Raw genomic sequence first — 11,626 nt, forward strand, 5'->3', positions numbered from 1 at the left:
ATGCTGGTTCGAATGCCAGAACATCGCCTGATTTGCCCGATCAGCAAAAATAGCTCACCGGACGCTCACGCTTCATCGAACCCGACGTTGGTGCGCGTTGAAAGCTTGGGGCCTTCGGCTGGCCAAACGTAACGGCATGAAGAAGGCTCAGGTCGCGGTCGCTCGCAAACTGGCCGTCATCCTGCACTGCATCTGGATCGATGGCACCACCTTCCAATGGGGCAAGGAGCCGGTCTGATCCTCTCTAACTCCACCTGAGATCGCAGGGCTGCCTTGGGCCTGCGATGTCCCGCCGGGACGGTGGTTGCGATGACCTCGCTCAATCGGCTGCGGCTCAAATAACCGCGCTCCGCACGTTGAGGCATCCGACCCGAACATCATCATGAGGCCATGACCTCGAAAAGGACCATGACCCCGGCACGGACAAAAAAGGCTTGACTAACTCCCGCAATTAAAGGGCCGAATGACATGCAGAAGGGCGTCGGAACGTAGCCGTTGGCATCGACGGCGCGCCATAGCCAGTACTTCCTTCCCCTGATCGTCACCACCATTTCATCGAACTGCCATTTGTCGGCAAAGTGACCGCGTGAGCGTCGCCGGAGCTGATGGGCAAATTTCAAGCCGAATTTCGCCGCCCATTCGGAGACGGTCTGAAACGAGACGTTGATGCCGCGTTCAGCCAACAGATCCTCAACACCGCGGAGACTGAGCGGAAACCGATAATAGAGCCACAATAATCTCTTGGAGCTGATGGAGTCCTCACTCTGGAGTTTCATCCGATTGGACTCAAAAGATGGGACAGATCTGAGGCACAAACAGGCGATTAGAGCGCGATCTGACTCACTTAGATCGATTTCGCACTAACTCACATCCGCTATTATTCTCTTTAAATAATGTCCATACGAGCTTTTCCCGAGCTTGTACGCAGCCTCTTCTAAAGTTGAGATTCCAATGAAACCTTTTCGAAAGGCTATTTCTTCGAGGCATGCAATCTTAAACCCCTGGCGCTTCTCAAGTGTACGCACAAATTCTGCCGCCTCGACGAGGCTGTCCGGAGTACCGGTATCCAACCAAGCGTATCCTCGCCCCATGATCTCTACAGACAGACTGCCTCGCTCGAGATACACCTTGTTCACATCGGTTATCTCCAGTTCGCTACGCGCTGAGGGCTTGAGGTCGGCTGCGATATCCACGACATCGGCATCGTAAAAATAGAGACCTGTAACGGCCCAGTTTGATTTTGGTGCCGAGGGCTTTTCCTCGATCGAGAGAGCCTTCATCTGCGTGTCAAAGTCAACGACGCCATAACGCTCTGGATCGGTCACATGATATGCAAATACAGTTGCGCCTTCGGGGCGTTGCTGCGCACTGGTGAGCAACTCGGGGAGACCGTGCCCGTAGAAAATGTTGTCACCCAGGATCAAGCAAGAAGGTCCACCTTTTACGAAATCGCCGCCGATTGTATAGGCTTGTGCCAGCCCTCCTGGATTTGGCTGAACGCGATAAACGAACTCCATACCCCATTGGGATCCATCACCCAGCAAGCGCTGGAAATTCGGCAGATCACTTGGAGTGGAGATGATCAGCACCTCACGGATGCCGGCCAGCATAAGGACCGATAATGGATAGTATATCATCGGTTTATCGTAGACGGGCATGAGCTGCTTGGACGTCACCAAGGTCATTGGATGCAGACGCGTACCCGCACCACCGGCCAGAATAATACCCTTCATGTTGTTACCGTCCTTTGTTAATTGGAACTTTGTCGCATCAATCGGCGGACTACGAGCTCTGTCGAAGAGCGCCAGTCAGGCAACCGCACGCCATGAACCTGCTCAAGTTTCCCGCAGTCCAGACGCGAATTCGCCGGACGCTTCGCAGGCGTCGGATATTGCGAGCTCGGAATATGCTCAACCTGGGCAGTGGGACCGCCCAGTCTCTCGGAAGCTTGGAAAATTTGCTCAGCAAACTCCGCCCAGGTTGCTTCGCCGGTTCCGCTCATATGAAAGGTACCCCGTAGCCCTGGGTCCTTGTCCGTCAGCAGATTTCCGGCGATTACCAGCAGTGCTTCAGCAATATCGATTGCTGATGTCGGGTTTCCACGTTGGTCGGAGACTACGCGTAGATGATCCCGGGTTTCCGCGAGAGAAAGCATTGTCTTGAGGAAGTTTTTCCCGAAAGGCGAGTAGACCCAAGCTGTTCGGAGAATGATGTGATTTTGAAGTCTAGCGGCAAGCACCTGCTCACCCGCAAGCTTGCTGCGGCCATAAGCACTGGTCGGATTGGGCTTATCTGTCTCCAGATATGGCGATGGCTTCGTCCCGTCGAAAACATAATCGGTCGACAAATGAATGACAGGAATGGAGAGCCGCGCTGCGCCCTCCGCAATTTCTCCCACCGCGACTGCATTGATTGATGTCGCTGTGCTTTCATCGCTCTCGGCGTTATCAACCGCCGTATAAGCTGCGACCGAGAGAATAACATGCGGGGCGGCAGCGACTATCTTGTCCGTTATGTTTTCTGTGTCTGAGAGATCGAAATCTGGCCGACCGAGCCAAATGAGTTCGACATCAGGTCTGTCGGTCGCGGCTTCGCGTAGTGCCGTCACAACCTGACCATTCACGCCCGTAACGAGGATACGGCTCTTCATGGCGCTGTAGGCTCCGTAGCAAGAACCCCAAGCCGCTCACCAGTGTACACCTTGTCTCGAAGTGGTCGCCACCAACTCTCGTTATCAAGGTACCAGCGCACTGTCTTTTCGATTCCTGTCTCGAAGTTTTCATGCGCGCGCCAGCCAAGTTCACTTTCCAACTTTGTGGCGTCTATTGCATAGCGTGCGTCGTGGCCTGGACGATCTGTGACGTAGGTTATCAGATCAGCATGTGGATGGGACTTGGGCGCTAAACGGTCCAAAATCTCGCAAACTGCCTTAACCACATCAATATTCCGGCGCTCATTTCGACCGCCGACGTTGTACGTCTCTCCCAGGCGTCCTTCGGACGCAATCAAATGAAGCGCCTTTGCGTGATCTTCAACGTAGAGCCAATCTCGGATGTTAGACCCATCACCGTAGACCGGCAGCGATTTTCCGTGGAGGGCGTTTAGAATGATAAGCGGAATCAGCTTTTCTGGAAAATGATAGGGTCCGTAATTGTTTGAGCAATTCGATACCAGTGTCGGGAGCCAGTAGGTCCTGTGCCACGCGACCGCGAGGTGATCCGACGCTGCCTTTGAGGCCGAATACGGCGAAGACGGATCGTAAGGTGTTGTCTCGGAAAACAGCCCTTCTGCCCCCAATGAGCCGTACACTTCATCGGTTGAAACATGCAGAAAACGGAAACTGTCTTTGCTCGAGCCGTCAAGATCGTTCCAGTAGCGGCGCGCTGCTTCCAAAAGGGTAAAGGTCCCAATCACATTGGTCTCGACGAAATCCTTTGCGCCCGTGATGGAGCGATCCACGTGGCTTTCAGCGGCAAGGTGATAAATCCGCGTGGGTTCAAAGGTTTTGAACACTTCGGAGACTGCTGCTGCATCACAGATATCCGCCTGAACAAAACGATGGGCGGGATTGTCAATCACGGGATCGAGATTAGCCAGGTTCCCTGCATAGGTTAGTTTATCGAGCGTCAACACCTCCGCGCCAACGTCCTTCACAAGATACCGAACTACGGCGGATCCAATGAATCCAGCGCCGCCCGTCACAACAATCCGCATACCTGCCTCCAAAACATTTTAAGCTGATCGACCAATGCCAACAGCGCAACCCAAATCTAGGAAAATACAGGTCCCAGCTCGGACAACGCCGGCTGTCGCAAGTCTTTGTCAGATAGAACAGCATCGGTCTCTGCCACTGGCCAAGCGATACCGAGCCCAGGATCATTCCATTTGAGGCCTCGATCATGCTGGGGGCTGTAGTAGTTCGTCACCATGTAAGCGAGTTCGCAATCTTCTTCGAGCGTACAGAAGCCATGGGCAAACCCAGCAGGAATCCAAAGCTGGTGTCCATTATCTGCAGAAAGTTCAACTGCAACGTGCTGTCCGTATGTTCCAGAGGACGTGCGAAGATCCACGGCCACGTCGAGGACACGGCCGCGTGGACACCGAACAAGCTTCCCTTGCGCGAATGGATCAGTTTGGAAATGGAGCCCTCGGATTGTGCCTTTCGGCTTGGAGTAGGACTGATTATGCTGAACGAACGCAACGCTGCCGGCTTCACGTTGAAACGCGTCCTCACGAAAGATCTCAGAAAACCAACCCCTGTCGTCTCCGTGACGCTTTGGCTTAATCAGCAAAAGATCCGCAATATCGAGACGTTCGAATATCATAAGCTCACCCCTTCGCACTCTACTCATGGCAACTGCGTGCTTTTAAAGGCACACAAATGGAAGATAATCGGATCTCAAACTAAGCTTCTCTCAGTGGCGGGGAGTAACGGTGCGCCTGGCTAGTTCGGATCCCGCGGAAAAAACAAACTTGGCCAAAGCCCCACCAATCAGCACAGTCGCGACTATCCCTGTGGTTTAGTCGCATGACAAACTTCACACTGAACACCTCACGCGATCAATGACGTCCAGATATGAGTTATGAATGTTTTCGAACTGATACGCCTGCTCGTGCTTTAGCCGGCTAGCGGATCGCAACTCGTTACGCAGATCAGCGTCATCAGAGATCCGCTTCATTTGCTCCGTGCACTCGTCGATGGTTATGAAGAACAGCTGCTGTTCCCCGGCCGTCCATCTGTTGAAACCATTACCATGTGCGATGACCGGGGAACCGGCACCGAGCGCTTCGGCTAGCGACGGATTTGTTCCACCGACTTAATGCCCGTGTATATATATGCCAGGCAATGTACACGCAGAGCCTGCACAACGCTCTGGTCGTAAATAGCACCAGGGAAGATTACATCTTCGTCTGCTGCTTGGAGAACGCTGGCGTGGTAGGTGTTCGCTTCTGGCAGAAGTTTCCCGAGTATCACGAATTTGCGTCCGGTCTTTGCAGCGACGAACCCGCGCACCATCTCAAGAATGCTATTTTCGGGCTCCATGCGCGCTATGGATACAAAATAGCCTTCCGGTTCCACGGTCAAGGTGTCGAGTGCCTCTGTTGGGGCTCCCGGAATGTTCTCTGAACCATATTGAATAACAACCGATCCAGTACGACCACGCTTCGACAAGTGTTCTGCAATCTTTGGGTGATCAGCGATCGCGACCGTCACGAACTTCAAGCCAATCCATTCATTGAGCCAAAACCAAGCTTTTGCGGCCTTGCCCCACTTTTGCCGCCTCCACTCGATACCGTCCATGTTGATAATCACGCGTCTGCCGGAAGCGCGTTGGAGCAGGGTAAGTATCGCCGTATTATGGCCGAGAACAAGATCGACGCCGGGCTGCTTCAGGACATGAAGAGTGGCTCGAAGATCGAATTCTATCGTCGCCAAGGCGCTCTTGGTCCTGGTTTCGAAGTGAACGCGCTTGGGCACTGTAAACTTAATGGGCTCCGGCCAAAGATCTGGCCCTGCGCTTTCGCCTATGCTGTTTGGAGGCGTGCGATCTCGCTCCACATCTGCATGGCGGCAGCTCGGAGTTCGCGGTGATTGTCGGATGGAATATCGTGACGCGGAGTGTGAAAGAGGTTGGCAACCGGGTCATGAATGGAAACGAAGCGTTGGAGCTGTCGGGTTGACCTGAAGCCCTTCATGATCCGCTCTCGGCGTCGTGTCGGTTGATGAGAGTTCTCAGCCCGATTGTTCAGGCCTTTGTGGGAGCGGTGCTCGATGTCGGGCATGATGTGGCGCCTTGGAGCACCATAGGATCGCAGCTTGTCGGTGATCATGACGCGTGGTGAATGCCCCTGTCCTTTCAGAAGCTTTCGCATCAGACGTTTCGCTGCCTTGGTATTGCGGCGGCTCTTGCACCAGAACGTCGAGGACGAAGCCATCCTGATCAACAGCCCGCCACAGCCAGTGCTTCTTGCCGCCAATGGAAACGACAACCTCATCGAGGTGCCATTTGTCGCCGAGCTTCCCGACTGAGCGCCGGCGGATTTCATTGGCAAAGTACCGACCGAATTTCTCCGCCCAAAGGCGCATTGTTTGATGCGAGACGATGATCCCACGCGCCGCCAGCAGGTCTTCGACCATGCGCAGACTGAGCGGAAACCGGAAGTACAGCCAAACGGCGTGAGCAATCACCTCATCTGGAAATCGGTGGCGACGATAAAGGGGATCACGAATAGAGCTGGTCATACCGCCAGATCCCATGTTTCGATGGGCCGCCGGTTAACTTTACGGTGCCCAATTTGATGCGATTCAGGGCGGCCGGATCAGCGCAACGAGTCGGCCCCCCCAGCGCCCCCTGCGCCTAGGCTTTGCGACGGGCAGCATTTGCGGGCTTGCTCCGCGTGGCCGCTGATATCGGCGCGGCGGGCCTCTGATACCTCATGCGCTTATGATTACGCGTGAATGCCCATTAGAGCTGGCTGGGTTTGTCTGAACAGTTTCGGGCGTTTTGCTAAGTGGATTTCCGCCTCGATTATGCCGCCACCATCATGGGTGCCAGCGCGTTGAAGTAGGCCTTATCCGGCGTCTGCCGGTCAAGGGATGAATGTGGGCGTCGGCTATTGTAAAAGGTCAGATATCGGCCAATGCCGACGCGGGCCTCAGACACCGTCTTGTAGGCGTGGAGGTAGACCTCCTCGTATTTGATCGACCGCCAGAGCCGCTCGACGAAGACGTTGTCGCGCCATGCACCCTTGCCATCCATCGAGATGGCGATCTCAGCTTTCTTCAGCACCGCCGTGAAGTCCACCGAGGTAAACTGCGAGCCCTGATCCGTGTTGAAGATTTCCGGCTTGCCATAGCGGGCGAGCGCCTCCTCGACCGCTTCGATGCAGAAGGCCGCTTCCATGGTGATCGACAGCCGCCACGATAGAACCCTCCGGCTGAACCGGTCCACGACGGCGCAGAGATATACGAAGCCGCGGGCCATTGGGATATAGGTCAGGTTCATCGCCCAGACCTGGTTGGGTCTGGTGACCGCCAGCTTGCGCAGGAGGTAGGGATAAATCTTGTGCCCTGGCGCTGGTTTGGAGGTGTTCGGGCGGCGGTAGATCGCCTCGATGCCCATCTTCTTCATCAGCGTGGCGACGTGCAATCGCCCGACCTCCAACCCTTCTCCCCTCAAGAGCCCTTGCAACATCCGACTTCCGGCAAAGGGGTAGTCGAGATGCAGTTCGTCGATCCGCCGCATCAAGACCAGATCGCCATCGGACACTGGACGCGGTAGATAATAGACGCTTCCACGGCTGAAGCCGAGAAGCTTCGCCTGGCGCACGACGGATAGCTTGTGCTCGCGGTCCATCATTTCTTGTCCCCCAGCAATCCCGCCTTGCCGAGCGCACCGGACAAAAAATCGTTCTCCAGTGTCAGTTCGCCGATCTTGGCGTGTAGCGTTTTGACATCGACGGTCGGAACCGTTGGCTCCGCCTTCGTTTCATCGCCGAACACACCCGTCGCACCCTCAAGGAGCTGGTCTTTCCACTGTTTGATCTGGTTGGCGTGTACGTCAAACTGCTGGGATAATTCCACCAGCGTCTGTTCACCTCGGATGGCGGCAAGTGCCACCTTCGCCTTGAAAGCCGGGCTATGGCGCCTAGCGCGGTCGTCTTGTCATGGTTTCTCCTGTTCCCGGCATCTAAACCGAAGTCAGGCGGAAACTCCACTTATCCCCGCTGTTCAGATTTCCCGAGCCAGCTCTATTAGCGCACCTCTTAGAATCACGCCGCCCGCGTTATGAGCCAACAAAAGATCGAAAATCGGGTTGCGGAATTTCAACTACTCTGCGACGTCCTCACTCGTGATCTGCGGTGGAACCAAACGTGCTCCCTCCCGACCGTCGCTTAAGCCTTACTCATTAACGGTAAGGAAGTGATAGCTGTCGAACGACATCATCTCCGCAAGCTGGCAATCCAGCAGCTCCTACGTCCAGTAAATGCGCTTGACGCAACGACTCCCGCGGTTTGAGTGGTCACGGCTTTGGCATCCGAAAGGTAAACAACTTTCGTTTTTGTCATAGTCTCGCCCATTCTCATTCCGCGAAGCGTTCTGCTCATGCGGTCGTCGCAGGAGCCCTTGCTTCTACTGCGGTGCTCCCTGGAGCAGCAAGGGAAGGTGGTAAGGTAAGAGTAACGGCGGGGTTCCCTCGCATAAAGGCAAGGTCGGCGCGTCAAGGCCGACCCCTTCACGGAAGGGAGGTCGTCGGCCAACGTCCTGCCGATTTGTACCGTCGGCGCATACGGAGACTTGGCTGGGTGTCTCGCAGAATCTACAACCGGGAACACACACACAACACAAAATAGATTTTCTTTGCAGAAAGCACGCTGTCGTGTACGATCGACTGGTAATCCAAGATTGGTTCAGTGCGGACCGAGACTGTCCATAAAGATGGTACGCCCGGTCTCCCGAGTTGTCGTAACGCCGAATCTGCTGCTCATAAGGCTGACGAAGGAATGTCTTGCCTACCCAAGTCTTACCTCGTCACGCGAAGTTTTACGAGAGAGACCATGACACCTTTTGAAGAGTTTGCTCGTGTTATTGAAAATCTCGCGCTAGGTGAGTTCAAAGCCGCGGAACGAGAACTTCTCAATGTTGTGAGGCGCCGCCTGCATCGACCTGACCTTCCGTCTCTGTTTCGAGCTGCCCGAATGGAGTCGGATCAAGATTGGGAAGCGTCTCTCGCCTCGGTCAAAGATAGCATCATGGAGCTAAATAGCCCCGCGCTAACAGAACTATGGGAAACAATAGTTTCTCAGTGGTCTGGACCAACAGAGTACATGCTACATGCTGACCAAGCGGAGGCCCGGAAAAAATTACCATTGTTCCGCCACACGTCGGACAAAATGCTTTACGTCACAATAATTATTCCCATCAAAGTTTGCAACTATAGATGCTCATATTGCTTTCTCGAGCATGAGAAGAAGCCAGAGGTTTCCCAACTAGAGCTCGTTCCACTTATGATTGAACGACTTGGTCAGATCCCAAGGCCGCTCTTCGTAGAGATGTCTCCGTTAGGAGACATCATCGCAATTCCCGTCATGTGGCCCTTGTTCGCAAAACTCAATGCCCTACCGAACGTAAAAACTGTTGAAGTTTGGTCTAATCTGTCAAGGGATCTGGATGGGATCTTCCAGTTCATCAATCCCACGAAGGTAGCGATTGTTGCCACCTACCACCCGACAGAATTTCGAAAATTCAATGAAGACAAAGATAAATTCTTCAGGCGAGTGGAAATACTACGTGATCTAGTTCAAGATATTACGGTTAACTTTGTGGCCTCCACAGCTAACATGCCGCATTATGATGAGTTGAAGGCGAGACTGGATAATATTGGCGTTCATCTTTCGGTAAATGCCCTTCTGGGAGCAAGGAACGGTGACGGAAAGCTTTATCCGGAAGGATACAATGTCACCGAGCGGGAGACAATTCAGACATGGATGGATAACGATTTTGTAGCGACGTTCATGCTTAATGCCAGGAGAGAAAACGTAAGATGTTCTGCCGGCAAGGACCATATTCAGATTGACCAGCAGGGAAACATCACGCGCTGTGAGTTCGTTCACGAAAGATATGGAAACATACTAGATGACGATCCATATATCGATACCGTAGAGAGATTCTGCCCTACCGGAGGCTGCTCCTGTAAGATATATACTGGTTTCATAGAACCGTGCTCCGCAGAATACGCTCGGGTCGGAACAAAAAATCACTATTTATGTCACTCAAGATTTGGAACGTCCGATCAACGGTCCTAGATGGAGGTTGCGTCCGCGAATAAGGGCTAGGTAGGTGGTAGTCTGGGTATGTCGACCGATAGTGAATTGAAGCGGAGCATCCGAATTCTCCGGACGTGGCCGGCTCGCCTGGGCGCTCGATTCCACTGTAATTCATTGCCGGGAAAATCGCCTCTCCATCGAGAGCTGCCGAAACATCTTGGAACGGCTACGATGTGGATGGGGTTCGGACATATAGTGCGAACTGCCGCCAGCGTCGCGCAGATCTTGGTCCTCTCACGGATATTGCAGCCGGCGGACTTTGGCATAGTGGCAGTGTGTGCGCCCATTGTTGCCTTCATTGCGCTTTTTCAAGATCCGGGTTTAGGACAAGCAGCAATCCAAAAGGAACATCTAACCTCTGGTGAGGCTAGCCTTCTGTTCTGGATTGATATCGGTATAGGTTTAGTTTTGGGGGTGATCCTCATGGGAGCAGCGCCAGCGGTAGGTGCCTTTTACGAGGACAAGCGGATAACTAGTTATCTTATGGCAACGTGTATTACGTTTGTTGTCGCGGGAGGTGGAGTACAACACGAGGCGCTCCTCGCCCGAGAGATGCGATTTGATATTTTAGCAGTCAATACGGCAATCTCCGGCATTCTGGGTCTAGTCGCGGCTGTCGTGGCGGGACTATATGACTTTAGTTACTGGTCGTTGTACATCGGATCGTTTGTTACGACATTTTTTTACGTTGTCGGCCTCTGGTCTTTCTCGAAATGGCGCCCTGGATGGCCAAAGAAGACCACGAGTGCTAATTGGTTCATGTCTTTCGGGATGAACTTGACCGGTTTCAACGTAGTCAATTTTTTTGCTCGGAATCTTGATGGGCTTTTGGTCGGACGGTATTGGGGTCTTATCGAACTTGGCCACTACGATCGAGCCAATCGGCTTCTACTTGCACCTTTGACTCAGGTGATGGCGCCGTTATACAAAGTTATGATCCCCGTTCTCTCTCGCTTGAATTCTCAACCTGATCGATACCGAGACGTCTACATTCGAACGCTAGCTGCTGCCCTAATACTCATTTTGCCGGGAATTGCTTTTGCGACTGCGACCTCAGATGTTTTGATAGCAGCGGTTCTCGGTCCCCGTTGGGATTATGCTGCTCAGATCTTCAGCGTTCTTGGAATTGCAGGATTGTTGCAGGCGATGAACAACCCAGCAGGCTGGCTGTTTATCACTCAAGGCAGAACAAAGGAATTTTTCCGATGGGGCCTCGTCTCGTCGCTGCTAGTTGTAGCAGCGTTTTTCGTCGGCCTGCGCTACGGCGGAATTGGCGTAGCCGTAGCCTACGTTGTTGCAGAATATATTAAGACGCCTTTACTGTGGATGTATGTTGGGAGGCGGGGACCAGTGCGTACTCTTGATATTGCTTCAGCAGTAGGTCCCCTTCAGCTTGCTGCACATCTTTCTCTGGCGGCGACTTGGCTCGTTCATTTTTGTTTGCCATCCGTAGCCGCGCTCTTGTTCAGTCTCGTAACGTGCGTCGTAACGTTTTTCGCGATAGTTATAGCTTTTCCGCGCACCCGCCGTCTCACTGCGGATATTATCTTTAACTCGTGGTCCGATAGACCGAGGGTAATCCACTGGTGAGGCCACTGATCGTTGACATACTGACCTGGCTTGCCCATCACCGTGCTAGTGTCGCGACAAGGTCCGGCTCGCCGAGGCCGCGGCCCAAATCCCGCCCGCTTTATACTCGGGGTCATATCCGCACGATTTGAGTAACCGCTGTCCCACTCCCACATTGTCCTTCGCCGCCTGATTTGTGATCGACGTCCCATGGATCATGAACGGGAGT

Annotated in this window: 7 protein-coding genes and 4 pseudogenes; 3 read left to right on the forward strand and 8 right to left on the reverse strand. The window is 53.6% G+C overall.

Going from position 1 to position 11,626, the window contains the following annotated elements:
* Positions 1-85: 85 nt before the first annotated feature.
* A pseudogene (locus MUU53_RS22260) lies at positions 86-238 on the forward strand (IS110 family RNA-guided transposase); the annotation flags it as partial.
* Between the two features lie 247 nt (positions 239-485).
* On the opposite strand, the pseudogene MUU53_RS22265 reads toward MUU53_RS22260, so the two are convergent.
* From MUU53_RS22265 to MUU53_RS22300, 8 genes and pseudogenes are all read right to left on the reverse strand, one after another.
* Positions 486-776 (reverse strand): annotated as a pseudogene (locus tag MUU53_RS22265) (hypothetical protein); the annotation flags it as partial.
* Positions 777-860: 84 nt separating this feature from the next.
* Positions 861-1,733, reverse strand: a complete 873-nt coding sequence (gene rfbA / locus MUU53_RS22270) for a glucose-1-phosphate thymidylyltransferase RfbA (protein WP_247262804.1) — start codon at positions 1,731-1,733, stop codon at positions 861-863.
* Between the two features lie 17 nt (positions 1,734-1,750).
* The gene (gene rfbD / locus MUU53_RS22275; RefSeq protein WP_247262805.1) at positions 1,751-2,650 is read right to left on the reverse strand and encodes a dTDP-4-dehydrorhamnose reductase; all 900 of its coding nucleotides are present in this window, start codon (positions 2,648-2,650) and stop codon (positions 1,751-1,753) included.
* Complete coding sequence (gene rfbB, locus MUU53_RS22280; RefSeq protein ID WP_247262806.1) at positions 2,647-3,714, reverse strand: dTDP-glucose 4,6-dehydratase; 1,068 nt, start codon at positions 3,712-3,714, stop codon at positions 2,647-2,649. Before rfbB ends, rfbD begins: the two co-directional genes overlap by 4 nt.
* Positions 3,715-3,770: 56 nt before the next feature.
* Positions 3,771-4,325 carry a dTDP-4-dehydrorhamnose 3,5-epimerase gene (rfbC, locus tag MUU53_RS22285; protein ID WP_247262807.1) on the reverse strand — a complete coding sequence of 185 codons (555 nt, stop codon included), beginning with the start codon at positions 4,323-4,325 and terminating at the stop codon, positions 3,771-3,773.
* A 467-nt stretch (positions 4,326-4,792) separates the two neighbouring features.
* A complete protein-coding gene (locus MUU53_RS22290) occupies positions 4,793-5,437 on the reverse strand; it encodes a DUF1972 domain-containing protein (protein WP_247262808.1) in 645 nt (214 codons plus the stop codon).
* Between the two features lie 89 nt (positions 5,438-5,526).
* Positions 5,527-6,244 (reverse strand): annotated as a pseudogene (locus MUU53_RS22295) (IS6 family transposase).
* Between the two features lie 286 nt (positions 6,245-6,530).
* Positions 6,531-7,691: pseudogene (locus tag MUU53_RS22300) on the reverse strand (IS3 family transposase).
* Between the two features lie 868 nt (positions 7,692-8,559).
* Here MUU53_RS22300 and MUU53_RS22305 point away from each other — a divergent pair.
* Together MUU53_RS22305 and MUU53_RS22310 are read left to right on the forward strand one after the other, a co-directional pair.
* Complete coding sequence (locus MUU53_RS22305) at positions 8,560-9,807, forward strand: hypothetical protein (protein WP_247262810.1); 1,248 nt, start codon at positions 8,560-8,562, stop codon at positions 9,805-9,807.
* Positions 9,808-10,005: 198 nt separating this feature from the next.
* Complete coding sequence (locus MUU53_RS22310) at positions 10,006-11,418, forward strand: lipopolysaccharide biosynthesis protein (protein WP_247262811.1); 1,413 nt, start codon at positions 10,006-10,008, stop codon at positions 11,416-11,418.
* The last annotated feature ends 208 nt before the right edge of the window (positions 11,419-11,626 follow it).

The sequence above is a fragment of the Affinirhizobium lemnae genome (assembly GCF_022968395.1).
Lineage (GTDB): Bacteria > Pseudomonadota > Alphaproteobacteria > Rhizobiales > Rhizobiaceae > Neorhizobium > Neorhizobium lemnae.

What these genes read in the sequence shown, in the direction of transcription:
- rfbA (WP_247262804.1), bottom strand. Translation starts at nt 1,733, where the DNA reads ATGAAGGGTATTATTCTGGCCGGTGGTGCGGGTACGCGTCTGCATCCA.
- MUU53_RS22310 (WP_247262811.1), top strand. Translation starts at nt 10,006, where the DNA reads ATGGGGTTCGGACATATAGTGCGAACTGCCGCCAGCGTCGCGCAGATC.
- MUU53_RS22305 (WP_247262810.1), top strand. Translation starts at nt 8,560, where the DNA reads ATGACACCTTTTGAAGAGTTTGCTCGTGTTATTGAAAATCTCGCGCTA.
- rfbB (WP_247262806.1), bottom strand. Translation starts at nt 3,714, where the DNA reads ATGCGGATTGTTGTGACGGGCGGCGCTGGATTCATTGGATCCGCCGTA.
- rfbC (WP_247262807.1), bottom strand. Translation starts at nt 4,325, where the DNA reads ATGATATTCGAACGTCTCGATATTGCGGATCTTTTGCTGATTAAGCCA.
- rfbD (WP_247262805.1), bottom strand. Translation starts at nt 2,650, where the DNA reads ATGAAGAGCCGTATCCTCGTTACGGGCGTGAATGGTCAGGTTGTGACG.